The following is a 26,527-nucleotide window of genomic DNA, read 5'->3' as shown; positions in this document are numbered from 1 at the left end:
GACTGCCGCAGACGAACTGCCCGAAGATGCTCAGAATGAGCTGTCTCCGGACGGTGAAGGTGCGCCGCGCCGTCGCCGCCGCAGAGGCGGAAGACGCCGCCGCAAGCCGAATGGCGAAAACGGTGCTCCGGAACAGAATTCCGGCGAAGAATGAGAAAAAGAGCGAAACCGTATGGTTTCGCTCTTTTTCTCCAATTTTTACGATATATCTAACGAATTGCGTTCTACCGATTTCCCGTGACACCAACTTGACACCAAAGTGTTCACATAGCCTTCAGCAATTCCGCTGCGTCATTCTCCTCAGAACAGAGAACATGAATGTATGTGTTGTATGTTGTCGAAATATTCGCATGGCCAAGCCACTTGCTGACTACGCTGATCGGTACGCCCGCTTTCAGTGTCCGCGTAGCAAAGGTATGTCGCAGCTGATGTAAAGTGAAGGGCTTGTCGATATTAGCTTTGCGCAAAACACGGTCCAGCACACGGCGAAGCTGTGCATTGGAAAGCACCTTGCCGTTGCGCGACACCAGTACCGAATCACTGCGAACACCCAGCATACGATAAATCTGCTGTAAACTGCGCAGTGCATGGACAGCCTTTTCATTCAGCGGAACAATCCGATTGCCGCTCGCAGTCTTAGTTCCCTTGATTTTTGCGTTCCTATGCTTTTGTCCCGGCTTGCGGTCACGGTTGACAATCATCGAAAGATTTTTGCTGACCGTGACTGTTTCGTTTGCGAAATCAATGTCAGACCATTTCAATGCCTGCAATTCACCACAACGCAAACCAGTATGCACCAGAAACACAATCGCATTAGCGTGCATAATCTGCGGTGTATCATTGTGACATGTTAATGTAGCGACCTGTTCCAACGCCTGCACTTCTTCATCTTCCATGACTAAAATCGTGCGCTTCTGCTTGAACAGCGTCTTTTTCGGCATCTTCACATTGCGCATAGGATTCTTCGCAATATCGCCCTCGGAATGGGCATACTGAAACAGTTCCGACAAAAGGAAATTGATCTTCTTCACTACACTGTACGAAAGCGTTTTGCTTTTCGCAACCAGCAGATTCTGAATCTCCTCACTGCGGATAGACGCAATCTGAATATCGCCCAATACAGGCTTGATATGATGCAAATAAATGCTTTCGTAACGGTCAAAACTGCTGTTTTCGACAGAGTGCTGCTTGAACGTGTAAAACCAGTTATCTGCATAATCACGAAAAAACACTTTCTTGCACGCAGTCAGACCGCGTGCCGTCTGCTTTTTCCAATCCCGCAGCTTGCGGCGAACCTCAGCTTCGGTCGAACCATAAAGATACTGCGTTTTCGCCATTGCTTCATCGCGGTATTTTGCTACCCAGCGGCCATCTTTGCGCTGATAAATACTGCCCTCCCCGTAATGACGATTCGTTTTCGTTACTTTTTCTGTTGTATTGCTCATTTTCGCTCCTGACCCGGTGCGGCAGCTACAACAGCTAACATTGTTATTATACGCCATACTCTGCATGGTTCGCAACGTCTGGTTAATAGAAGATTTCACGTCCGCGATTGGCCGCGAACCAGCGGTCAAGTTCTGCTCGAGTGGTGATGTAATCACGTCCAACTTTGGTGACGGGCAGAACACCGGCCCGCAGTAAAGCGTTGAGTTTTGACCGGCCGAACGGAAACAGTTCCAGCAGATCATTCTGTGATAAAATTTCGTAATCAAATGACATGTAAAACCTCCATGAAGTGCGAAACCGGAAGAATACACGCAAAGAAGCGGTATTCTTCCGGTTTTATAATGATTTATACTGTTACTGTCAGTCTATTCGGCCTCACCCCCGACTGTGGGAAGCACCAAGCGATCGGCAGCGTACCGATTCCACAGGAATTTCACCTATCCGTTGTCCGACCTCATTGCCTGCGACGTTTTCACGCTCGGACGGTGACTGGTCGGGAGTATCATTATCTTCCGCGCGGGTCATTGCCATGATAGGAGCCACCCACAGTTCGCAGCTTTCCGCTGCAGCTCTCCGCGCCGAATTTGTACCTGATGCCTGAGTATGCGGTTGTCAAAGGACATTGGAAATATTTCCTCTTTTACTATAACGCCGAAATGTGGTCAATGGAATAGCCCCTGAAAAATATTTTTAATCATGCACAAGATTCGGCTTCGGTTTTTGTGCGATATGCTAATATCTTATCAAAACGCCGGTGAAACTCACTTTCGAGGTCAGAGGGAGAGGAACAAAGTCCGCGCCGCCCGCGTCTTTCCTCTCCCCCTGTCCGGTTGTGTATAACTTCCTGCGGCAGTTACACACAGCCGGGCTGCACCCCCTCACCATTCTCGCGGCGGCGAGCAAAGAGAGAAATTAACGAGAGATAGAAAAAATTGTTTTCCCCTCTACCGTCCCCCCGAAAAAGCGGTATGCCTATAACCACCTACGACGATGTTAGCTAAAAGAACAGGCACAGGATTTCCCTGTGCCTGTTTGGCATTGTATGCGAACAGAATTTGTCACTTGACTATATGTACTACCATCGGCCTAAAACGTAACCATCAAATAATAGGTGTGTCCAGCAGTAAGATTAGGTATAGTGAGGGTAGACTGAAAATGATCACCAGAAGTATACATTCCTACGTTCTTGGGCGTATTTTTCCCTGTTGTTTGATCGTACAATGTATACATGAGAATACCTATCATCAATAAATAGAATCTATTATTTTCTTCATTTCGTCAACGGATATAGGAGCTGATATAAGAACTTGATAATCATCCATCAACGCAGCAGCGTTCAACCGCTGTAAGTTGTGCATAATATACCATGTCGTTTTTTCTTTAGTGTATTCAATTACAGCACGATCATCTTTTTCAATCGTATCACCAGTTATATCGGTGATTTTGGAAATTTGAATAAACATTTTAGAATCGTCTACATCCTTGGCATAATCTGCACGCACATCATATGCGCCAATCATGTGGTCATTGGTTACTTGTATACGAGTTTGCTTATATCCATCAGGCAACCAAGATGGTGCTATAGGATGGTTTATCTGCAAGGCCGTTAACGTTTCTTTTAATGACACATTTTCAACATCGAACCATTCTATCGTATGCGAACCATCCCAAGCAGAAGTACCCTTTTTCAACCCTATATCAGATGAAGTGGTATCGGGTAAATTTGCATATTCAGGCAGTGCTTCACCTTTATCTATTGGTTCTAACATTTCAGGTGAATTTTCCGAGGAAGAAGTATTATTCTCGGGCAACGCAGTATACGTTTCATGGTCATAATCCGGCATATTAGTGCGATCATCCCATGAGCCATCAGGATAATAGATGATCTTTCCGTCTTTCGATGTAGGAAAATCATCCCGATAAAAGCCGAATGTTTCCGCGCCCCACTTCGCGGCATAATTAAACAGGCTATGACCAAGTGCAAACGCACATACCGTATTGGCAACGAATACCGCTGCTGCTGCAACACAGACGCGATACGCCCAATGATGTGGACGGCGCGGTTTTACGAAAAACTCTGCGTGTTCTGTTTTGAATTTTTTCAGCGACGCTTCTACATCAACTTCGGGAGAATCCACGCTGTCAGCCGTAGCAGTTAAATAATCTTCCATTTCCGGCAATGCTTCTTCACCGTGTTCGATTACTTCGTCAAGCAGTCGAAAAATCACCATATCGTCTAACTCGTTCTCTGCACTACCTTTTATTTTTTCTTTATCCATGTTTTCACCTCCTCCTTGTAAGTTCCTCTATATATACAACACTTGAACATTCTGTTTTGTAACAACAAATTTGTAGAAAAACTCATGTATTTTTCTGCCTTTCCAACAGTTCCGCACAGCGCCGCCGCGCACGGCTGTACTGCATCCGACAGGCGTTTTCTGTCATGTTCATAATTTTAGCGATTTCGACGTACTCAAGATCTTCTGATAGACGAAGCGTTAATATTTTTTGCTCTATTTCAGACAAGCCGTTCGGCAAGTAACCGCTGAACGGTGTTAAATTGTCCGCCGCTGCAACAGCTAAGTGCTCATCCAATGGAACCGCTGAATGGGCGCTCTGGGCACGGCGTTCATTCAGCGCATTGTTTTTCAGAACACGAAACAACCATTTTACAGGCTGCTCGTGCTCTATTACGGCATTGATTTTTGTTATCAGCACTAAAAAGGTATCTGCAACAACATCCTCGGCAATCTCTGGATTTTTCACAATCCGCAAAGCCACATCATACATCATTTTATAGTATTTCCGATATATATCATCGAAAAATTCAATTTGATTCCCGGTCAACCTCAATCCCCCTTGGGCTATGTGTTTTGGCTGTTAAGGCTCTCTTTATGTAAGGTAAATAATACCCCTATTAATACCCCTATTATATATACAACACATGAACAAGCTATTTTGTAACAGGAATTTTCAGAAAAAAGAAAAAATATTTTTTTGCAGGTTTCTTGTCACAAAACGCGTTTCTCATGCGTTGTATATAGTAAAGGGCTTCAAACAGTCCGACAGGAACAGGAGATGATTCTAATGGTCTATTAAAAATCCACATAAAACCGAAAGGCTGCACGCCTCACCGCGTTAGCGGTGTATCGGACTTATGTGGATAGATATAGTATATCTGATTTTGCAAATCAATACAACCTACTTTTCTATAAATCTCACAATAAAAGGATTTTACGGTTGCTGCCATTCCGCAGTAATCACAGAGAGTAAAGCTTGAATGTGGAGGTTATAACATGAACAAGTTTCAAAAAATGATGAGCGTAACGCTCGCAGGATGCATGGCCGCATCCGCGCTGATGGGGAGCGCAGGTGCAGCAAATGTGCAGACCGGCACTACACCGGCTCCTGTTGCCGCCCCACAGAATGTACGCGGCACAGTAACTCCGAGCACCACGGTTAAGCTCAACACCAATTCTTCCAATCAAATCGTACCGTGGTCGGTCTATTCCGGCTATGGTTACTGGAAGATTCACGTCATCAATACCTCCAAAAGCAGAATGACTGTAAAAATCCACAAGGATTTTCCGACCGGCGAACTGGTATGTGCCCCGATGTACATTCCTGCTGGCGGTAAGCTGCCGTTTTACGGCGCAGATGGTCACCCGCTGTCTGCCGGTGCATACTATCTGGATATTTCCACCAATGGAACATACCCTCTGAACGGCACCCTGTACTATAAGTTCGGCTCGGTCTATCTGAAAACAGTGAACACTCCTGTACAGCAGAACAATCCGAATGTTGTTCCCAACGCTAATTGGGGAAAGCCGGGCGGCACAATTGATCGACATGGTGTCGATTGGTCTAAGATCGACACTTCTATGTGCGGTTCCGATCAGGATTATCACTTCTACCCGCAGAACAATACAAATATGGCTGCTCAGACCAGCACGCGGTCTTATTTTTCAGGCTGGGTATATGGTATTCCGAAAAAGAATGGCAATGCGAGTACGTTCGATCTCCCCAACGTGGATGCGTTAACTTTTCAAAGTGGTGAATCAGGCCGAATTACGGTACAGGCAACAGATACGGCTTCGGGCATTGCAACAGTTCATGTATCTGTTTATGATGTTACCCAAGGTCACGTCAGCGATTGTGTGGGATTAAATGTAGGCGGTGCTTCTAAATCGTTTACGGTTGATCCGACTCATCAATACCGTTTCTTCCTCAGCAACAATCACGTAGCCGATGCTATCGTTAGATTCCAGATTACGGTGTCTTAATCATTGCACTTGCGACAAATTGGTTACCGACACCACGAACGCTTCTTTTACGCTGGATAGCACAACTTACAATATGTAGTTGTATCAGCATAGTAAGCAGCATTAAGAAACTAACAATTTACCAGTCGCAGAGGTGATTCCGATGGGCTACAACAAATCTGCAAAACCCACAGCCTGCACATCTTATTGCACAAGCTGTGTATCGGACTTGTGCGGACAGATATGTATATCTATTTTCGCAGATTAAAACAAGCTACTCGCCTTTGAATCTCACAACAATATCTGTTGTAACAACGATAATCATTTAAGGAGGTATTGCACATGAAAAACAAGCGTTTCCGCATCCCGATCATCGGTCTGATTTGCTGCATGCTGCTGGGTACGATTGCCTTTGCAGTCAATGGCCGCAAAATCACTGCAACCTACGGCGGCATTACCATTTATCTGAATGGCCAGAAACAGGTTGCTACCGATGTAAACGGTAAAACAGTAGAACCGTTGATCTATCAGGGTACGACGTATGTGCCGATACGCGCCGTCAGCGAATGGCTGGGCAAAACGGTTACATGGCAGGGCAGCACCAGTTCTGTTCTCATCAACGATTCTGTCTTTTCCGACAGCGATGTTACAGCTGCTAAAAATGTGATCAGCGAGTTCTTTACGCTGTTCGGTGATCAGCAGTACCAAAAGATGAATACGCTGTGCGCCGGTGATGCTGCAAGTCTTGATTTCAGCTACGGTGTATTTGGCATGAAGGAAGCAAAATTGAAATCCTGTACTTATAACGGTGATTACTCCGCAAGAGCAAACAAACTCGTTTTTGAATGTTCTTTCACAATGAAACCCACCGCTAATTCGGTATATGACCCCAATCAAACCTCTACCAGCTGCTTAATCTATGTGAGAAAAGTCGGCAGTCAGTTCTGGATTGATGAATTTGCAAGTGGTTTCTAAGTTATCGACGGAAATCCCTGTTTAATAATCATATATCACTAATACCCAAAAAGAAGTTGAGGACCAACCTCAACTTCTTTTGTTTTGCGCATAAAACTACACACCAAATCCAACAAGAGCATAGCGCAGCATACATCGCTCCACCAATGCGGTAAGATACGACACCGGTACAGGTTGATACCGCCGTATCGCGCAGTTATCAGCATCTCTAACAGGAACCGGACTACGGCCAATTATCATTTTCGACCTTACAATGTATCGCTTTTGCAGAAACTCCCCCATTTTCTCCGTATTTATCTGTAAAATCCCCATTTATGCACGAGAAATATTCAAAGTTTTGCGAGATTCGCTGATCTATTCCGATTTGTACCCCCCTGTTAGAGAAAGGGGGTATCTATATTTCGGGCGCGGCTGTCGCCGCGCCCTCGGCACCGTTCCGTGCCGTCGGCTTACGCGCTGCACGCCGCCGCGCGGACGGCGCCAATGCGTATAGGACCGGTAGATAGCAAAAAGCACGCTCTAAAAAGCGTGCTTTTGTTGTATTTGTTAGCTGCTGTTGCCTGCCGCTGATTGACACCATAATTACACCAATGTTTGCGGTTCATACACCTCTAAAACGGTATGAAACTGCACGAACCAGAAAAACAATGTTTTTCGCATTTTGTAATATGATTTTGAATTATTGATTGAAAAATGCGTTTTAGATGCATTTATAAGTTTCAGAATCCGTAAGATTGCTGAAATCGAAAATGCTTCAAAATTCAGAGTAGGAAACCGCATGGTTTCGCTCTTTTTTTCGCAAATACAGCCGCTCCCCTCTCTGCAAGCTCTGTGAAGAAAATCGGCTTCAGTGAATCACGCTTTCTACCATTCTCCTGCTTATTTTGCCGTGGCAGCGTACTTATCAACCAGCGTCTGTGCCATTTCCATCGCCTTCTCGCCCTTATTCAGGCGCAGCGACAGATACGGTGTCGAACCGGCATTGAGCAGCAGGCGGCCCTTGAATTCACTGTCACCGCAGAGCGCGGACAGGCGCGCGAAATCGGTCTCGGAGAAGGTGAGCAGCAGTCGTCCGTCCTGCTGCTTGATCTCCGCAATCCCCTGCTCGCTGGCCTTGGCACGCAGCAGCGCGATATCCAGCAGCGCGATGGCCTCCGCAGGCGGCTCACCGAAGCGGTCGATCAGCTCGTCAAGCATATCACTGCGCTGCTCGTCCGTTCGGATGAGCGCAATACGGCGGTACAGATCGACACGCTGCCCCGCATCCGCAACATAATCGGCGGGAAGGTTGGCAGAAATCAGCAGTTCGGCCGCACAATCGACACGCGGCTTGGGTGTTTCTCCCTTCTCCTCCTGCACAGCCTCTTCGAGCAGCTTGAGGTACAGATCATAGCCGACGCTCATCATGTGGCCGGACTGCTCGGGACCGAGCACATTGCCTGCACCGCGAATTTCCAGATCACGCATGGCAATCTTGAAGCCCGAGCCGAACGCTGCAAACTCACGAATCGCACCGAGCCGCTTCTGCGCGATCTCGCTCAGCGCCTTGCCGTGCCGGTAGCACAAGTAGGCGTAGGCGTGGCGCGACGAGCGGCCGACACGGCCGCGAATCTGGTGCAGCTGCGCCAGACCCATATTGTCTGCGTTCTCGATGATAAGCGTGTTCGCGTTCGGAATGTCAATACCGGTTTCAATAATCGTGGTGCAGACCAGAATATCAATCTCGCCGTCCGCCATCTCGTTCATAACCTTTGCAATCTCTTTCTGACCCATTTTGCCGTGAACGATGCCGATTCGCGCATCCGGAAGCCGCTGCTGCCACATGTTCGCACATCGCTCGATGGACTCCACGCGGTTGTGCAGGTAGTATACCTGTCCGCCGCGTCCCAGCTCACGCCGGATGGCATCAAGCAGCACGCCGTCGTTCTGCTCAAGCACGAACGTCTGCACCGGATGGCGGTTCTGCGGCGGCTCCTCGATGGAGGACATATCGCGGATACCGGACAGCGCCATGTTGAGCGTGCGCGGGATCGGCGTTGCCGACAGCGTGAGCACGTCCACGTTTTTGCTCATTTCCTTGAGCGTTTCCTTGTGTCCAACGCCGAACCGCTGTTCCTCGTCCACAACGAGCAGACCAAGATCCTTGAACTTGATCTTTTTGTTGAACAGCTTGTGCGTGCCGATAACCAGATCGACCGAACCCGCCTCCAGCTTTTTGAGCAGCGCAGTCTGCTCCGAGCCGGTCTTGTAGCGCGTGAGCAGCTCGATCGTGATCGGGTGACCCTGAAAACGCTGCATCGCGGTCAGGTAATGCTGGCGCGCGAGTACGGTCGTCGGTACGAGGATCGCCGCCTGCTTGCCCGCGAGAATGCACTTCATCACGGCACGCAGCGCGACCTCGGTCTTGCCAAAGCCGACATCACCGCACAGCAGGCGGTCCATCGGCCGGTCGGACTGCATATCGTCCTTGATCTCGGCAATGCAGCGCAGCTGGTCGTCGGTCTCCTCGTAGGGGAAATCCTCCTCGAACTCGCGCTGCCACGCGTCATCCGGCGGGAAGGCGTAGCCCTTGACCTTGGCGCGCTCGGCATACAGCTTGATGAGACCCTCGGCAAGCTCCTTTGCAGCCGCTTTGGCGCGTGCTTTCGCCTTGCTCCAGTCCGCACCGCCGAGCTTGTTCAGCCGCACGCGCTCGTTGTCGCCGCCGCCGATGTATTTGGAGATGAGATCGAGCGAGGTTGCCGGAACATACAGAAAATCCGTTCCCGCAAACGCAATTTTGATGAAATCGCGCTCGGAACCGTCCACCGTCATGCGCTCCATGCCGATAAACCGACCGATACCGTGGTGCTCGTGCACGACCAGATCACCCGGTGTCAGGTCGGTGTACGACTTCACCTTATCACGGTTGGACTTCTTGACCTGCGTTTTCTTTCGCCGGGCAAGAACCTGTCCCTCGGTCATGACAACAAGACCGAGATCGGGATACTCAAAACCGGCGGACAGCGTGCCCTCCATGATGTTGACGCAGCCGCCCTTGGGCAGCAGGTCGCTGATTTTTACGTTGAGACCGGTGTCGGTCAGCGCGTCCAGCATGTTCTGGCAGCGCAGCGCACTGCCGCACACGACCGCCACCGCGCGTCCCTGCTCGGTATAGCTGCGGATATCGGCAGACGCCATGTCGAGGTTGCCGCCGTAGGCGTTCATCTGGTTGGCGATAAAGTTTTCCAGATGCTGCGGCGTCAGCTCGACTACGTTGTTGAGAAAGCTGTCCAGACGCAGAATCTGGCGCTTCACACTGCATACACCGACAAAATCGAGCGCATACTCACCGAGGGCGGGCGGCATTTCGCCGCGCTCGAGCAGAGCAGTTACGTCGTCGGCTACACGCGCGTGGAAATCGCGCACCGCGTCACGCAGACGGGGCGTGTCCTCGATGATGACGATGGCATTTTCGGGCAGATAGTCGAACGCGGTCGCCATTTCGGGATAAATCAGCGGCATATACTTGTCCGCTGCGGGCAGCGAACCGGTCTCGCGCAGACGTTCCGCGTCCCGTTCGAGATTAGCCTGCAAATCTGCGTGCTGCTTCTTTCGGCGGGTCGAGGTGAGTGCCAGAACAGCCTTTGCCAGTCCTGCCGCACCGCCCTTCGCCAGTGCCGGAATGGATTCCATGCACGGCAGACAGCGCAGGCACTCGCACTGCTCCAATCGGCGCTGACTGCCGACGTCGAACGTGGAGATTGAGTCAATCTCATCGTCCCAGAATTCCACGCGATACGGGTGCTCTGCCTGCGGCGGAAACACATCGAGGATACCGCCGCGAATGGAAAACTGACCGGTGCCTTCGACCTGTACACAGCGCTCGTAGCCTGCGCGCGTGAGCGACTGAGCCAGTTCGTCCAACGGCGCAGTTTCACCGACCGCGAGGGTGACAACCAACTGCACGAGCAGTTCGGGCGGCATGGTGCGCTGTGCTGCCGCCTGCACGGACGCGACCGCGAAACGCGCCTCGCGCATTTCATCCAGTACGGCAAGTCGGCGCTGTTCGTAGCCGCGCGACACGCCGACCACGTCCGCCATAACCAGCTCGCGCGAGGGAAGGAGCACGACGTCACGCTCGGCAAAGCCGCGCAGATCAGCGGCAAACCGGTTCGCAGCGTTGTCATCGTCGGTCAAAACCAGTACCGGACGGCCTGTATCCAGTCCTAACGCCGCCGCCAGATGTGCCTTATGGATGGCTGATAAGCCAACCGCCAGCACCGGAGTTTTGCCCTCATCAACGGCTTGTTTTAACCGTTTGTATTCTTTTAGAAAAGTTATACTTTTTGTAATTTCGTTCAAGAGGTTCACCTCCCTTTCATAATGGAAAATGGAGGAGTTCGCCTGTAAAGGCGGTTATTTGAATAATTGCGCAAAGCGCAATACCAGCACAGCGCGACTGAAGTCTGCGCAAGGATAGCGCTAATTCTCAATTCTCCATTATTCATTCTTAATTATTGAGACACCAAAAGGGCAGATTTCTCAATCTGCCCTAATGTTATGCGTATTTTCTGCGAAATATGCGTGTTAGTCTGCCTTGTGGCAGGTCTCGCAGTCTGCATCGCAGCCGAGAATCTCAGACGGATCCTTGCCCAGACGCTTGTAATAGTCGGAAATTGCAGAGCGCAGCGCTTCCTCTGCCAGCACGGAGCAGTGCATCTTTACCGGCGGCAGACCGTCCAGAGCCTCAGCAACGGCCTTGTTGGTCAGCTTGAGCGCTTCCTCCAGGCTCTTGCCCTTTACCATCTCGGTAGCCATCGAGCTGGTTGCGATCGCTGCACCGCAGCCGAAGGTCTTGAACTTAACGTCCTCGATGATGCCGTCGTCCGACACCTTGAGGTAAATCTTCATAATATCGCCGCACTTTGCGTTGCCGACCTCGCCGACACCGTTTGCGTCCTCAATCTCGCCAACATTGCGCGGATGCGTAAAGTGGTCGAGCACCTTTTCACTGTACTGCATAAAATCTATCTCCTTTTTGTCCAATCAAATGAATATATTGCAGGAAAATCAATCGTAGGGCGTGACAACCCCGGCGCGCCGAGTCGTCGCGCCCTACGGGATACGTTTCCGCTTATCTTAATGTGCGTGCAGCTCGGTTGCAGCGGTCAGGTTAGGATGACCGTTCTCCCAAACCGGGCTCATCGAGCGCAGGGTCTTAACAACATCGGTGACCGTCTCGATGATATAATCAACGTCCTCCTCGGTGTTCTGTTCACCCAAGGTCAGGCGCAGAGAGCCATGCGCGATCTCGTGCGGCAGACCGATCGCCATCAGAACGTGAGACGGATCGAGCGAACCAGTCGAGCATGCCGAACCGGTGGAGCCGCATACACCTGCGTTATCCAGTCGCAGGATCAGGCCCTCGCCCTCAATCGCCTCAAAGACGAACGAAGCGGTGCCCGGCAGACGGTTTACGGGATCGCCGGTATAGTGGGAGTACGGAATGTTTTCCATAATGCCCTTAACCAGCTTATCGGTCAGCTTCTTAACGTATCCCATCTTCTCGTCCAGACCTTCAACGGCCTCCTTCATCGCTGCTGCCAGACCGATGAAGCCTGCGGTGTTCTCGGTGCCGGAAACCAGGCCGCGCTCCTGACCGCCGCCGTATACCAGCGGCTCAAGAGTGATGCCCTTCTTCACATACAGCACGCCGGTACCGCGCGGACCGCGGAACTTATGACCGGACAGGGACAGCATGTCAATGCCCATCTCCTGTACGTCGATGTGCATATGGCCGACAGCCTGAACCGCGTCGGTGTGGAACTTTGCGCCAACCGAATGCGCCAGTTCAGCAATCTGCTTGATCGGCTGAATCGTGCCGATCTCATTGTTGGCCGCCATAACGGAAACCAGTGCAGTGTCCTCGGACAGCTCTGCTTTCAGCTGCTCAAGATCTACACGGCCTTCCTTATCCACATTCAGATAGGTAACGCGGTAGCCCTCCTTCTCAAGCGCCTCGCAGGTGTAAAGCACTGCATGATGCTCGATCTTGGAGGTGATGATGTGCTTGCGGCCCTTGGAGGACGGACCGTGCATAAAGCCGCGGATCGCAAGGTTGTCCGCCTGCGAGCCGCCGCCGGTGAATACAATCTCACCCGGTGCATAGTCGTTCTTCTCGTTGACCGGCTCTGCCGCGTTCAGGCACTTGCCGACAACGGTACGCGCATCGTTGAGCGCTTCCTTTGCCGCACGGCCGATGCGATACAGAGAGGACGGGTTGCCGTAGTTCTCGGTCAGCCACGGCTTCATAGCGTTGAACGCAGTTTCGGACATCGGGGTCGTCGCCGCGTTATCCGCATATACAAATCTCTTTTCCATAGTATATCTGCCTTTCTTTGTCCAAAAAGGTTGTCTTAAACACAAGCTGAACAGGCGGTTTTCGACGCGCGAAAACCCGAGCAAAATGATAGGTTCAGCGGGTACTACTAATATACACCCGAAACGGGTATTTTAGCAAGTGAAAAACTGACGAAACAGCACGCGTATCCTGCTGTATTTTGCATTAGTTTGTGCATTTTGTGTAGTTTTATAAGGAGGTTAGCTGTGTTTTACCGGTGCGTGTGCGTATCGAGGCGCTTTTTCAGCCGTTCGAGCACCTCGGTATAACGCTCGGAGCGGGCGGTCGGGTTGCCGCGCAGCAGGCTTTTGCGGGTGCGGCCGAGTGCGGCTGCCCGCTCGTCAAAGCGGCGCTGCAGCTCGTCGAGCTTAGTCTGCAGCTGCTCGCGTGCAGCTTCGGTCTGCGCCCTGCGCTCGTCGGAGCGCATCTCATGCACGGCGGCAAGCTGTTCCTTCGCATCGTCCATTTTCTCGGAGAGCTGCGCTTTCGCGTCGGCAAGCTGCTCCCTGGCATCGTCCACACGCTCGGCAAGCTGTGCCTTCGCCTCGCCCACCTTCTCAGTGAATTCGCCGTGCGCTTCCTCTACACGGTAGGACAGGTTGGTCAGACCGACAAGCGCAGTCTCGGACAGCTGCTGTCGCAGCTCGGCTCCCTGCTCGCGCAGACGGTCGAGTTCCTCGAGCACCTTGGCAAGATCGAGTGCGCTGCGTACGGATACGATCACATCGCTGATAAATGCCGCCGAAAACAGAACGTCGATCACAATCAACCCGATAAACGGCAGACCGAGCACCAGCTTTTCAATCGGCGGATGAATGACGCTCGTCAGGATCAGGCCGAGAAAGCCCCAGCACAGTGACGAGCGCAGGCAGACATAGCCCTGAAACTGGAATCTCTGCTTGGAGTAATCCCAGTATTTTACCTTGAATATCTTTTCCATCACCACGCCGACGATGTATTCAAACACGGTCGCCGCGATCATGCTCGCCAGATACAGCCACACCGGATGCTGCTTTAACGGCAGAGAAACATGCAGCAGGATCACGGCGCCGAAGCCGTAAATCGGCAGCATGGGGCCGCGCAGGAAGCCGCGGTTGACCAGTCTGCGCTGTCCTACCGAGACCACGGTGGACTCAAAGCACCAGCCGAGCATACAGTACAGGTAGAAAACCAGCAGCCACTGGGCGGCGGAATAACTGTAATACACGCTCTCACTCCTCACGATTCGGATTTCGTATTTATCTATTTTATCGAATTTTTTGACTTTTTGCAAGGGGAACGATATAATAGAATCATACTATTTTAATAGGAAGGGCAGGAACGCCTAATGCTGAATTTTAATCTGCACACCACGACTGAGATTGTATTTGGTAAAGATATTGAGGAACAGATCGGCCCGCGTCTGAAAGAGCTGGGAGTGCACCGCATTTTAGTGCACTTCGGCGGCTCGAGCGCACGCACGACCGGTCTGCTGGACCGTGTAGAAAAGAGCCTGTTTGCGGCGGGTCTTGCCTTTGTTGAACTGGGCGGTGTATCGCCGAACCCGAAGGTATCGCTTGTCCGCAAGGGCATTGCACTGGCAGAGCGAGAGGGCATCGACTTTGTACTGGCAGTCGGCGGCGGCTCGGTAATCGACTCGGCAAAGGCCATCGCCATGGGCGTTGCCACCAAAACCGATCCGTGGCAGTTTGCATCCACCGGCACAAAGCCGGATACCACGCTGCCGGTCGGCACTGTGCTGACGCTGGCAGCCTCTGGCTCGGAAAGCAGCAACTCCTGCGTACTCACCAACGAGGAGACCAAGGAGAAGCGCGGTATCACGAGCGAGACCAACCGTCCGCTCATCAGCTTCCTTGATCCGGAGAACACCTATACCGTGTCCAAATTCCAGACCGGCTGCGGCATTGTGGACATCATGATGCACACGCTCGAGCGTTACCTCACGCCGGAAGGCGGCGAAAGCGACATTACCGACCGCATTGCCGAGGGTCTGCTCATTGCCGTGCGCGATGCCGGCCGCCGGGCAATCGCTAATCCGCGCGACTACGAAGCCCGCGCTTCCCTGATGTGGGCGGGCAGCGTTTCACATAACGATTACACCGGCTGCGGCCGCAAGCGCCTGTTCCCGGTGCATAAGCTCGAGCATGAGCTGTCCGCGTTCCGCGATGAGATTGCACACGGTGCCGGTCTGTCCGTGCTGTTCCCTGCCTGGGCGCTGTACGAAATGAAGAACGATTTTCCGCGCTTTGCTCAGCTGGCGAACCGCGTATTTGGCGTGGAGATGGATTTCCATCATCCCGAGCGCACCGCGCGCGAAGGCATCCTGACCATGAAGCGCTTCTTTGAGGAGATCGGCATGCCGACGCATCTGACGCAGCTGGGCATCAAGCCGGAAAATTACGCACAGCTGGCAGCGAATACCGTCCGCACGGTCAAGGGTCCGGTCAAGAGCTATTCCGCACTTGATGAACAGGCTATCATCGAGATTTATAAGCTGGCGGAGTAAAACCGCCTGTGACAAAGGCAGCGCAATAAGCGTAACAGCTGCGAAGGGAAGGCTGTGCAGCAGCCGCCCCCTGTATCTCATCGCTATCGAGAACAAATGAAAGCAGGGATTTTATGCAAATTGTAGATACCGGCGTACTGACCCCATCCTTCATGGACTTCTCACTGCCGTCCGAATTTGCGAAAAGCGCGCTGTATTACTGCCCGCAGTTCGGTCAGTTCATCTGTAACAGAGATTACCGGATCGAACGAAACAGCATTGACCAATACCTGCTGATCTACATCAACAGCGGTTCGCTCTGCATCCGCACAGACGGTATGACCGCTGAGGCGCATGAGGGCGAAATAGCGCTGTTCGACTGCCGCAAGCCGCACTGCTACTGGTGTCCGGACAAGGTTGACTTCTACTGGTTTCACTTCAACGGTGCAAGCAGCAAGCAGTACACCGAATATCTGACCGAGCGCTTTGGCCTTGTGCACGAAAAGCAGCCGATGCTGTCGCTCAAGGACCAGTTCCGCACGGTTGTGCACTCGGCGCAGTACGGCATGAGCACGCAGTTTGCCTCCATGAACGAGCACCAGATTTCCATTGCCGTCCACAGCATTCTGGGCGGTCTGGCATCGCAGACCGTGCGAACCACCGTCATCAGCGAGCTGCTTGCACCGGCACTGGCGTACATTCACGGTCATTTTGCCGATGACATTTCGCTGAACGACCTTGCCGAGATGTGCGGCATCAGCAAATCCCACTTTATCCGCAGCTTCAAGCGATACGTCGGCTGTACGCCGCATGAGTATCTGCTGCAATACCGTCTGCGTCAGTCCAAGCGTCTGCTGCTGTCCAGCGACCTGACCGTTGAGCAGATTGCCGAGGACTGCGGCTTCAACAGTGCATCGCACTTTGCGCGGGCATTTCGGCAGGAGACGGATATTTCACCAACGGCGTTCCGGTCAATTTCCTTCTAAACGCACAAAAAAGACAGACCGCAAAACGGTCTGTCTTTTCTTCTTGTAAATCGTAATTCCGGCTGTTCGCAATGTGCTTCGTGCAGCAGCACGCATTCAATCGAATTTGCGAAGCAAATTCATAAAAAGGCGGGGCGTGTACGCGCAGCGCGACCGAGAAGTCGCGCAAGGATAGCGCCTGCCTTTTTATACAAGGGACGAAAAAATGTGTCCGCAGGACGCGGTTTTTCGTCGAAATTCGATTGAAACCGTGGTTTCAATCGAGGCGAAGCCTTTAGCCGCCCAGACCCAGAGGAGAGAACAGCACATAAATGCCTGCCAGCAGGATGAATGTAACTGCAATGACCGGCTTGCGGTACTTCCACGGGGTCATATCAACAACCTCAAGGTCAGGCAGTACATATGCTTCCTTGCGCGGTGCAGCCTTGGTCAGAATCGCCATCAGAATCAGGTCAATTACGAATGCGCCTACTTCAAAGTACAGGAAGTGGAACGGCAGAAGGTTCATCATCAGGCCATAGCATACGATATGGACAATGATGGCAGCCTTCGGTGCGAAGCTCGGCATGCGCGGAGCCAGAATACCCATAACAACGATGGCCAGAACCGGAACGCCGTAGTAGCCCCACATCTGATTGAGGAAGGTGCTGATGCCGGCCGGCAGATACAGCAGGAACGGTGCGATAATAATGGATGCCAGACACAGCACGATGCCGAAACGCTTTGCAATGGTGATCAGCTGCGCGTCCGTGCGCTTCTTCTTGGAGATAACCGGAAGGATGTCCAGAGTGAACAGCGTCATGGAGCTGTTCAGTACCGAGTTAAAGGAGGACAGGATCGCACCGAACATGACTGCTGCAAAGAAGCCCAGTACCGGAGTCGGCAGGATGTCCTTGATCAGAGACGGGTACGCCATATCGAAGTCGGTCAGTACGCCGCCGTCACGGATGAACTGGATAACGCCGGGCGCTACCAGAAAGATCGGGCAGAATACGCAGGTAAGACCGGTCAGCAGAGAGCCCTTCTGTGCTTCCTTCAGGTTCTTAGCGCCGAGTACGCGCTGCATGATGGACTGGTTGGTGCACCAGTAAGAGATGTGGTTGATACCACAGCCAAGTACGATCATCGGCCACGGAATGTACGGCGGCTGTGCGTCAGCAGGCTGGATCGCATTCAGGTGCTCCGGAGAGGATGTAGCGAAAATGCGGATGCCTTCTGCGATGCTGCCGTCGCCCAGTGCGATAAATGCCAGAACCGGGATCAGGATGACCGCGCCGATGATAAAGATGATGCCGTTCAGAGAGTCCGATACGGCTACGGCCTTCAGGCCGCCGAAGATTGCATAGATACCGCCGATTATGCCGAGTGCAACGCACATTACGGTGGTTGCCATGAAACGGTTGCCGCCCATCAGTGCGGTAATGCCGAAGATACGCTCCATCGCTACCGAGCCTGCGTACAGCACCAGCGGCAGCATGGTTACAATATAAGCGACAAGGAAAATGAACGATACAATGACGCGGGTTGCGCGGTCAAAGCGGCTTTCCAGAAATTCCGGGATAGTGGAAATGCCGAGCTTGAAATACTTCGGGATGAAGAACAGTGCCATCAGCGTCAATGCGATCGGGCACATGGTCTCCCATCCCATTGCAGTCATGCCGGCTGCATAGCCCTGACCGTTGCGGCCTACCAGCTGCTCCGCAGACAGGTTGGTCATCATCAGAGAACCAAAGATAACCAGACCGCTCAGGCTTCGGGCTCCAAGGAAGTAACCGTCTTTGCTGGTCTCGTCCGTTCCCTTGGTTTTAAGCCAGCTTACGAATGCCACCGCTACGGTGACAAGCACAAATGAACCCAGTGTAAATACCATTTTCTTGAAACCCCTCTTGTTTGCTGTGTAAATACGCTGCCACGGGTGTTTGCAGCAGCGTGTCCCTCTTTTTCTCTGCAGCCTGCAGGATAACCTGTACGGAATTGCCAATTTTGTCTATCTCATCCAACTTCATTCCATAGCAATGCCCCCTAATCCTGCTTGGGCAGGATCAGGGGGCACCACCATACAGAGAAATAGAATGAGAGAAAGGATCTTTGAAATTTGCGTTTGTCCATAACGGATTGGCAGAACGTTGGAGCGTTTTCCTGCCGATCCGGAGAGAGGATCTTACGCATGAACATTATCGCACAATCTGCGTTTGTGCGAAATGCAGTTTTCTTAGTGGAGCTGCGTCTTCAGGGTATCCAGACGCTCCTGCGCGTTGTCCGGGGTAACTACGTCAGAACCGGAGTCAACGAACTCGTCAACGGTCTCGCCGTCCAGAACCTGAACCATGGTCTCAACAGCCTTGTAGCCCATCTCGTAAGCCATCTGGGCGACAGACATCGTCATCTGGCCGGCCAGGATTGCTTCACAAGCAGCGCGGTCACCATTGAAGCCGAGGAAGATGGTGTTCTTGTATGCGTCATGGCCCTGCGCTGCACGGGCTGCTGCCATAGCCATATCGTCGTTGTTTGCGCAAATGATTGCGATGCCTTCCGGATGTGTCTGCATGATAGCTTCCATAGCGGTGGTAGCGCGGTCAGCAGTTGCGTCTGCGTACTGTACTTCGTCGCTCAGGAAGGTGCCGCCTGCTTCTTCAACGCCAGCCTTGTAGCCGTTCATGCGAGCGGTGTTGGTCTGGTCGCCCTGTACGCCTGCGATCTCAATGCACTTGATATCGGTCCAGCCGGCAGCCTTGGCAGCCTCTACAGCAGCCTCGCCGCCCTTCTTGGCAGCAGCTTCGTTACCGGTACCTACGAAGGACTTAACCTCCGGTGCCGTGAAGTTGGTGTCGATAGCAACAATCGGCAGCTTGGTGCCGCTGACGAGCTGCGCCGCGGTATCCGACTGCAGCGGAGAGATAATAACGCCGTCATAGCTGCCGGAGCTGAGGTCGGTCTCGATCATGTTCTGCATTTCATCGAAAGCGGTCTCAGAGCTTGGACCCTTAACCTCTACCGTAACCTTATCCGAATGCTCGGAAGCATAGTCCTCAGCGCCCGACTTTACATACTGCCAGTACTCGGCCGCCAGGGTCTTCAGGATAACGCTGACCTTGTAGCTGCCGCCGGAAGCGGATGCGCCACCGTCATCACTGCTGCCATCGGTCGAGGCAGAATTGCCGCCGCATGCGGTCATCGACAAAGCCATCGCGCCTGCCAGCAACATCGCTAACACTCTCTTCTTGTTCATAATTTTTCTCCTTTCTTTTCCGGGCCCTGCTCTCTCAGCGCCCTTTTACGCTTGTGTATTTCACACTTGCGTGTACTCTTTATCAGCAGTCCCTCTTGATTTTCTGTTGGATGAAATTCAAGAGGGACCGGATAACAAAATAATGAAAACGGGAATAGTGTAGATGCGATTGTAAAATGGGTATTGCGATTACTATTTCATTAGAAGCCTGCCTTGCGGAGGTTCTCACGACCGATGGTCGCCTTCTCGAGCGGTACGTCGAAGGACTTTACCGGGAACAGGTCCTGCTCAACAACGCACCAGCCGTCGTAGCCGCACTCGTCGAGTGCCTTATGCATTGCAGCGAAGTCAATGCTGCCCTTGCCCGGCTCAACCATGATATCCTCGGTTACAGCCTTGGCAAAAGACCACTTGTTTTCGTCCATCTTTGCCTTGATTGCCAGATCGCAGTCCTTGAAATGGATGTACGGGATGCGCTTCGCCCACTTCTTGTAGAAGGAAATCGGCTCGCCGCCGCCGTACACATGGTGGCCGGTGTCGAAGCACAGGTCAACGGTCGTGTCGTTCAGGAAGCGCTCAATCTGCTCCTCAGTCTGAACGTGGCTGTCAACATGCGGGTGGAACAGACCGATAAAGCCGTTCGCTACGCAGCGGTCCGCGCACTTCTGCACGTTTTTGCAGTAGGTTGCCCACTCCTCGTTGGTCAGCTCCGGATTCATCTCCAGCTCGCCGGTAGCGAGGTTGGTGTACATCGGAGGCAGCAGAACGATATACTTTGCGCTCGGGAAAGCCTTCAGCAGCTTGGAGATATCGTCGATGTCCTTGAGCATGCCTTCAACAGCCGCGTCATCAAGGAAGTTGCCGCCCTCGGTAGCGCCTACCAGAGTCAGACCGCGTGCGTCCATAGCGTTCTTGAGAACCTTGGGATCGTCGTTCGGCATGTAGCCCCACGGACCAATCTCGCAGCCCTCGTAGCCGGCAACCTTCATTTCGTCCAGACAGCGCCACCACTGGGGCTGCTTTGCATTGTTCGGATCACTTGCCGGGAACCATACACCCCAGGAGTCCGGTGCAATACCAATCTTGATAGCCATAATTTTATCCTCCCTGTCAAATTATTCAGGAAACTGTCAGCCTTTCCGGCCTCGGCGGAATCACTCCCGCCGGAGACCGTTTCGGCATTATGTTTTAATTGATGTAAACGGGCAACTTACTTAACGTCAACCCACTATCCTGTTCCCGCACCAGAGGAAATAATAAAAAAGAGGTGCACCGAAGTGCACCTCTGAGGCTGAAACAGTATGCGGTTTTACTTTGCCTTTACCGCGCCGTCCTTGATGAGATCCCAGTTCTTCTTGAGATAATCATAGCCGGAGTAAATGGTAACCAGCGTTACCACCCAGCCGACGATGGTCAGCAGCAGCGGCATACCATCCGCATGAGGGATGAACATAACAGCGGTAACACCATCGCCGTCCGCGAAGGCGATACCGTTTGCCAGCGCACCCATGATGATATAATACAGATAAATGACGATGATGCCGCCAATCTGCACACAGGTTTTGACCTTGCCCGTCCACGTTGCAGCCATAACAACGCCCTTATTGGCTGCAACCACGCGCAGAGACGTAATAATCAGCTCACGCGCGAGGATAACGCAGACCATCCAGCCTGCCATCGCCTTCTGCTCTACGAACAGGATGAGCGCAGACGATACCAGCAGCTTATCGGCCAGCGGATCAACGAACTTGCCGAAATCCGTCACCTGATTGTACTTTCGTGCTACATAGCCGTCCAGAAAATCCGTGAACGATGCCACGCAGAACAGCACGAGCGCGATGACCGTGCTGGTCGGGAACGCGGCGAGATACCGGGTCTCATCGATGATCAGCATGGGCTGCGCCGCAAAATAGATGAAAAACGGAATCATCGCAATGCGGGTCAGCGTGATTTTATTTGCGGTTGTCATAGGAAATTATGCCTCCTTCTGACGGACACCGAGTAGGTCGGGTCCAAGGCTTTCGGTGATGAGAACGGACACGAACTCGCCTTCCGCCGGTTCGTTATCCGCCGCGTCAAAGTAGACGTGGCCGTCTACCTCGACCGAATCCGCGTAGGTACGACCATACCACAGGCCCTGCTCCTCGTCAAAGCCCTCGCAGAGCACCTGCATGACCTCACCGTGGCGGGAGGTATTGTAGTCGTCGAGCACACCGGACTGCAGCTCTTCGACGATCAGACGGCGGTTCTGCTTGGTCTCGTCGTCGATCTGGTCGGGCAGCTCTGCGGCCTCCGTGCCTTCCTCCGGCGAATACTCGAACACACCGACACGCTCAATGCCGACATTCTGCAGGAACTCACACAGCTCGGCAAACTCGTCCTCGGTCTCGCCCGGCAGACCGACGATCAGGCTTGTACGCAGTACAAGACCCGGAATACGCTCGCGCATATTCTCGATCAGCCTGGTAAATTCCGCGCCGTCACCCGGACGGTGCATGGCACGCAGAATGCGCTTAGAGACATGCTGCAGCGGAATATCCAGATACTTTACGATTTTCGGCTCATCCGCAATCACGTCGATCAGCTCGTCCGTAATCTGGTCGGGATAGAGATAGTGCAGACGAATCCAGGTAAAGTCCATCTTGCACAGCTCGCGCAGCAGCTCGGGCAGCAGACGCTTGTGCTCGGGCAGGTCCATACCGTACTTGGTGATATCCTGCGCAATAACGATGAGCTCCTTAACGCCTGCGTCAGAGAGTGCACGCGCTTCCTCGAGCAGCGATGCCATCTCACGGCTGCGGTAACGTCCGCGCAGCTTGGGGATGATACAGTACGCGCAGGTGTTCGAGCAGCCCTCCGCAATCTTAAAGTATGCGGTGTACGAGGGTGTCAGGCGGTCACGGCTGCCGTCGAGTGCAGCAGAGGTCATATCGGCCATGTACGCCGCCTGCTGCCCCTTGAGCGCCGCATTGGCCGCGTCCACAATGTCATCATAGCTGCCCGTTCCGCAGAATACGTCGATCTCGGGCAGCTCAGCGCGCATCTCGTCAGCATAGCGCTGCACCAGACAGCCGGTCACGACCAGACCCTTCATATTGCCGGTCTGCTTGTTCTGGGCGGTCTCCAGAATGGTTTCGATGGCCTCAGTCTTAGCGGCTTCGATGAAGCCGCAGGTGTTGACAACGCCAACGTCTGCTTCGGTCATATCCTCGGTGATCTCCCAGCCTGCGTCCCGCAGCCGGGCCAGCATGTGCTCGCTGTCCACGAGGTTTTTCGCGCAGCCGAGCGAAATAAGTCCTAATTTCGGCATGAGATTCTCCTTCTTGTCCACATTATTATTCTATTTTATTATACCGCACAATTTCAGGTTTGTCACCACTGACTGACGGAAAATTTGGCATAGAAAAAGACGCAGAGCAAACGCTCTGCGTCTTTGGAATTGCTTGATTGCAAGCAGTTGGTTCGGTAAGGAAACCTTACTTCAGCTCAACCTTAGCGCCAGCAGCCTCGAGCTTCTCCTTGATCTCGTTAGCCTCAGCCTCCGGAGCAGCCTCCTTGATGGTCTGCGGAGCGGAGTCAACCTTCTCCTTAGCTTCCTTCAGGCCCAGGCCGGTGATCTCGCGAACAGCCTTGATAACGTTGATCTTGGAAGAGCCAGCGTCAACCAGAACTACGTCGAAGTCGGTCTTAGCGTCAGCAGCAGCTGCGCCGTCGCCGCCTGCTACAGCACCTGCAACAGCTACCGGCGTAGCGGATACGCCAAATTCTTCCTCGAGAGCCTTTACCAGCTCAGAGAGCTCCATAACCTTGAGCTCTTTTACAGCTTCCATAATCTCAGCGATAGTCATGGGATTAAACCTCCAATTTTAGATAATTTTTAAGTTAAAATGTGTTCCTGACCGAATAAATCAGTCAGTGCGGGGAAATTACTCAGCAGCTTCTTCTGCTGCAGCTTCCTTCGGGGCTACCAGTTCAGCAACCTTCATTTCCTCATTGCCCTCTGCCTTCTTAACGATAGCATCGCAAGCAATAGCGAGCTGCATAATGGGGTAGTTGAAGCTGTACAGTACCTGAGCGATAAGGGTTTCCTTGCTCGGCATAGCAGCCAGCTTCTTGACCTCGTCCTCACCGATGGCCTTACCTTCCAGGTAACCAGCCTTCAGGGTGAAGTTCTCGTGGGTCTTAGCAAAGTCAGCCAGGATCTTCGCCGGAGCGACAACGTCGTCGGTGGTGGAGATTGCCAGAGCGGTGGTACCGTGCAGGCACGCATCCAGCTCGTCAAAACCCAGTTCCTTAGCTGCAAAGCGGATCAGAGTGTTCTTGATGACAGCATACTCAACGCCAGCTTCACGGAGCTGCTTGCGGAGCTTGGTATCATCCTCTACGTTGATGCCCTTGTAGTCGACCAGTACACCTGCCGGAGAATTCTTGATCTTCTCTACCAGGGAAGCGACCAGAGCCTTCTTCTCTTCCAGAATCTTTGCGTTCGGCATCATTTTCACCTCCTGTAAAATAAAAGTACCCTCCCGGTGCAAAGACACAGGGAGGGTACACAGAAAACATAATCAAATATGATAATAAACATGTCTGTGTTGACCTCGGCGGGCGGCGAACAAATCGCCATTTAAGCCTTGCGGCGCCAGCTGTCTTTGACCAAGCTCATTTAGTATAACGCATATAGAGCGGGTTGTCAACACTTTTTTCAAAAAAAAAAAAAAAAAATTTATCAAATATCAGTTCTTTAGGATTAGCGGTGTGAAACCGGCTTTCGCTGTTCCCTGTTCCGCAGCATCAGCAGGGATACTGCCATCGTTTTCGACTGTAAGGGTAAATTCATCGCCGCACATAAGCCGTTCAACGGGATCGTCCGATACATATTCCTCCGGAGACGCAGCACTGGCCAGTGAAATAATATGAGATTCAAAGGAATGTTCCCCGATAGTCACCGAAACGCTTTCCTGTTTAACGAATTTGGCATACAGCGATCTGACGTGCTCCTTGAATATCGGATTCACTTCCGCATCCGACTTGAAATATAGGATGATACGGTTTTCTTTATAAGATACCTGCGCATCTGTTAATAGGATATCTGCTAAGCTGAGCATTCCCATATAATTATCCTCTGCACAATATAAATAGAGCGGAGAGCACTATACCCTCCACTCCAATTACTAACGACTGATTACTAATTAAAAATCAGTCGTTGATCGGACCGTCATTCCGCTCATCAATATTAACGTACTCGATATTCTTCGCAACAGGCTTATACGCCGGACGGATGATCTTACCGCCGGTGGTAACTTCCTCAAGGCGGTGTGCCATCCAGCCGACGATACGCGCAGTAGCGAACAGCGGCGTATACAGCGACTTGGGCAGTCCGAGCATTTTGTAAACAAAGCCGGAGTACATATCAACGTTTGCGCACATCGGCTTGTCGCTGCCCTTGATTTCGGCAAAGACACCCGGCGTCAGCTTTTCTACCAGCTCGATCAGGTCCATCTCGTCCGAATAGCCGGTCTTTTCCGCCAGCGGACGAGCAGCCTTTTTCAGTGCAACGGCACGCGGGTCGCTCAAGGTGTAAATTGCATGACCCATGCCGTAGATCAGGCCGGAGCCGTCGCCTGCTTCCTTATTCAGAATCTTGCGCAGATAATTGCCGACCTCGGTCTCGTCCTTCCAGTTGTGGATATTCTCCTTCATCTCCTCAAACTGCTTGACGACGCGCAGGTTTGCACCGCCGTGGCGCGGGCCCTTCAGCGAGGAAACCGCAGCCGCGATCGCCGAATAGGTATCCGTACCGGACGAAGAAGTAACACGCACGGTGAAAGACGAGTTGTTACCGCCGCCATGCTCGGCGTGCAGGATCAGACAGCGGTCGAGCAGCTTAGCCTCGTCATCGTTGAATTCGCCGGTCGGACGGATGAGGTGCAGAATATTCTCTGCAGTCGAACGGTTCGGATCCGGCACATGCAGGAACATGGAATCATTATCAAAGTAGCGGCGTTTTGCCTGATACGCATGCGAAATGATAACCGGGAACTTGGCCATCAGGCTGATGCCCTGACGCATAATGTTCTCGACCGTGGTTTCATCCGGATTCGTATCATAAGAATACAGTGCCAGCGTTGCGCTTGCCAGCTTGTTCATGATGTCGCGGCTCGGCGCACGCATGATCATATCCTCGGTGAAGTTGTCCGGCAGGGCACGCTCCAGACCAATGGTATGCTGAAATTCCGCCAGCTGACGGCGGCTCGGCAGCTTGCCGCACATGAGCAGATAACCGATTTCCTCAAAGCCGAAGCGGTTTTCTTGCTCCAGACCGTGAATCAGGTCATATACATTATATCCGCGATAGGTCAGGCGGCCTTCGATCGGCTCACGCTCGCCCTCGTTGACGATATAACCGTGTACATTGCCCAGATGAGAAGCACCGACCAGAACACCGGTACCGTCCGCGTTACGCAAGCCGCGCTTGATGCGGTAGCGCGTAAACAGATCGGGTGGGAGCTGGTTGTGCATACGAAAGCTCTCACTCAGTTCATGCAAAAGTTCTTCCTTTACATAATCAGGCTGAATCGTCATTCCGCCTTCTCCTTTCCGTCCCAATAAATTAGATAATGAATATATTGTACCGCAATCCTGCAAAAATGTCAATCAACGACACTTGTATAAACCGACAAAAACCGCTTTTTTGCAGGTTTTCCGCTTGTTCATCCTGATATCACGCAAGATTTTTATTTGCAGCGTGCAAAGATTTTATCA

At 52.3% G+C, this 26,527-nt stretch carries 20 protein-coding genes and 1 other annotated feature; of the genes, 4 read left to right on the top strand and 16 right to left on the bottom strand.

What is annotated here, in order from left to right; all coding sequences use genetic code 11:
• Positions 1-263: 263 nt before the first annotated feature.
• The 3 genes from PG722_RS02495 to PG722_RS02485 all read right to left on the bottom strand — a co-directional run bounded on the left by PG722_RS02495 (position 264) and on the right by PG722_RS02485 (position 4,293).
• Positions 264-1,712: a tyrosine-type recombinase/integrase gene (locus PG722_RS02495; protein ID WP_270579558.1), complete on the bottom strand. Its 1,449-nt coding sequence runs from the start codon at positions 1,710-1,712 to the stop codon at positions 264-266.
• A gap of 978 nt (positions 1,713-2,690) precedes the next feature.
• A complete protein-coding gene (locus PG722_RS02490; protein WP_270579557.1) occupies positions 2,691-3,725 on the bottom strand; it encodes a DUF4367 domain-containing protein in 1,035 nt (344 codons plus the stop codon).
• A gap of 82 nt (positions 3,726-3,807) precedes the next feature.
• Positions 3,808-4,293: an RNA polymerase sigma factor gene (locus tag PG722_RS02485; protein ID WP_270579556.1), complete on the bottom strand. Its 486-nt coding sequence runs from the start codon at positions 4,291-4,293 to the stop codon at positions 3,808-3,810.
• A gap of 449 nt (positions 4,294-4,742) precedes the next feature.
• Between PG722_RS02485 and PG722_RS02480 the strand changes: the two genes are divergently transcribed.
• A complete protein-coding gene (locus PG722_RS02480) occupies positions 4,743-5,729 on the top strand; it encodes a hypothetical protein (RefSeq protein ID WP_270579555.1) in 987 nt (328 codons plus the stop codon).
• Positions 5,730-6,050: 321 nt separating this feature from the next.
• Positions 6,051-6,683 (top strand): copper amine oxidase N-terminal domain-containing protein, encoded by a 633-nt coding sequence (locus PG722_RS02475; protein WP_116705691.1) that lies wholly within the window; start codon positions 6,051-6,053, stop codon positions 6,681-6,683.
• A gap of 879 nt (positions 6,684-7,562) precedes the next feature.
• Here PG722_RS02475 and mfd read toward each other — a convergent pair.
• The 4 genes from mfd to PG722_RS02455 form a co-directional block, all read right to left on the bottom strand.
• Positions 7,563-11,027 carry a transcription-repair coupling factor gene (gene mfd / locus PG722_RS02470; RefSeq protein ID WP_442867818.1) on the bottom strand — a complete coding sequence of 1,155 codons (3,465 nt, stop codon included), beginning with the start codon at positions 11,025-11,027 and terminating at the stop codon, positions 7,563-7,565.
• Between the two features lie 225 nt (positions 11,028-11,252).
• A complete protein-coding gene (gene nifU / locus PG722_RS02465; RefSeq protein ID WP_118477998.1) occupies positions 11,253-11,687 on the bottom strand; it encodes a Fe-S cluster assembly scaffold protein NifU in 435 nt (144 codons plus the stop codon).
• Positions 11,688-11,804: 117 nt separating this feature from the next.
• Entirely contained in the window at positions 11,805-13,046 is a 1,242-nt protein-coding gene (locus PG722_RS02460) for a cysteine desulfurase family protein (RefSeq protein ID WP_118645852.1), read from the bottom strand.
• 230 nt (positions 13,047-13,276) lie between these two features.
• Complete coding sequence (locus PG722_RS02455; RefSeq protein ID WP_118728768.1) at positions 13,277-14,272, bottom strand: putative ABC transporter permease; 996 nt, start codon at positions 14,270-14,272, stop codon at positions 13,277-13,279.
• A gap of 120 nt (positions 14,273-14,392) precedes the next feature.
• On the opposite strand from PG722_RS02455, the gene PG722_RS02450 reads away from it, so the two are divergent.
• Together PG722_RS02450 and PG722_RS02445 are read left to right on the top strand one after the other, a co-directional pair.
• Positions 14,393-15,571 (top strand): iron-containing alcohol dehydrogenase, encoded by a 1,179-nt coding sequence (locus PG722_RS02450; RefSeq protein WP_119214608.1) that lies wholly within the window; start codon positions 14,393-14,395, stop codon positions 15,569-15,571.
• A gap of 113 nt (positions 15,572-15,684) precedes the next feature.
• Positions 15,685-16,536, top strand: a complete 852-nt coding sequence (locus tag PG722_RS02445; RefSeq protein ID WP_270579553.1) for an AraC family transcriptional regulator — start codon at positions 15,685-15,687, stop codon at positions 16,534-16,536.
• A 274-nt stretch (positions 16,537-16,810) separates the two neighbouring features.
• Here the strand turns inward: PG722_RS02445 and PG722_RS02440 are convergent, their stop codons facing one another.
• The 9 genes from PG722_RS02440 to PG722_RS02400 form a co-directional block, all read right to left on the bottom strand.
• Positions 16,811-18,406, bottom strand: coding sequence for a solute:sodium symporter family transporter (locus PG722_RS02440; RefSeq protein ID WP_270579552.1), 1,596 nt, complete (start codon positions 18,404-18,406; stop codon positions 16,811-16,813).
• A 342-nt stretch (positions 18,407-18,748) separates the two neighbouring features.
• The gene (locus PG722_RS02435) at positions 18,749-19,765 is read right to left on the bottom strand and encodes a sugar ABC transporter substrate-binding protein (protein ID WP_270579551.1); all 1,017 of its coding nucleotides are present in this window, start codon (positions 19,763-19,765) and stop codon (positions 18,749-18,751) included.
• 200 nt (positions 19,766-19,965) lie between these two features.
• Positions 19,966-20,859 (bottom strand): TIM barrel protein, encoded by an 894-nt coding sequence (locus PG722_RS02430; RefSeq protein ID WP_270579550.1) that lies wholly within the window; start codon positions 20,857-20,859, stop codon positions 19,966-19,968.
• A gap of 215 nt (positions 20,860-21,074) precedes the next feature.
• On the bottom strand, positions 21,075-21,734 hold the full coding sequence (gene pgsA / locus PG722_RS02425) for a CDP-diacylglycerol--glycerol-3-phosphate 3-phosphatidyltransferase (RefSeq protein WP_270579549.1): 660 nt from the start codon (positions 21,732-21,734) through the stop codon (positions 21,075-21,077).
• Positions 21,735-21,740: 6 nt separating this feature from the next.
• Entirely contained in the window at positions 21,741-23,075 is a 1,335-nt protein-coding gene (gene rimO, locus PG722_RS02420; RefSeq protein ID WP_117751026.1) for a 30S ribosomal protein S12 methylthiotransferase RimO, read from the bottom strand.
• 166 nt (positions 23,076-23,241) lie between these two features.
• Entirely contained in the window at positions 23,242-23,613 is a 372-nt protein-coding gene (gene rplL / locus PG722_RS02415) for a 50S ribosomal protein L7/L12 (RefSeq protein WP_118360056.1), read from the bottom strand.
• 78 nt (positions 23,614-23,691) lie between these two features.
• Complete coding sequence (gene rplJ, locus PG722_RS02410; RefSeq protein ID WP_110435457.1) at positions 23,692-24,258, bottom strand: 50S ribosomal protein L10; 567 nt, start codon at positions 24,256-24,258, stop codon at positions 23,692-23,694.
• Between the two features lie 10 nt (positions 24,259-24,268).
• Positions 24,269-24,436: a sequence feature (ribosomal protein L10 leader region), on the bottom strand.
• A gap of 62 nt (positions 24,437-24,498) precedes the next feature.
• Complete coding sequence (locus tag PG722_RS02405; RefSeq protein WP_270579548.1) at positions 24,499-24,876, bottom strand: hypothetical protein; 378 nt, start codon at positions 24,874-24,876, stop codon at positions 24,499-24,501.
• A gap of 85 nt (positions 24,877-24,961) precedes the next feature.
• Positions 24,962-26,347 (bottom strand): citrate/2-methylcitrate synthase, encoded by a 1,386-nt coding sequence (locus tag PG722_RS02400; protein ID WP_270579547.1) that lies wholly within the window; start codon positions 26,345-26,347, stop codon positions 24,962-24,964.
• Positions 26,348-26,527: the final 180 nt, after the last annotated feature.

The sequence above is a fragment of the Butyricicoccus sp. OF27-2pH9A genome, from assembly GCF_027693185.1.
GTDB lineage: Bacteria > Bacillota > Clostridia > Oscillospirales > Butyricicoccaceae > Agathobaculum > Agathobaculum butyriciproducens.
Note: the sequence above shows the minus strand (reverse complement) of the source record. Positions and strands in the feature narration are given on the sequence as shown.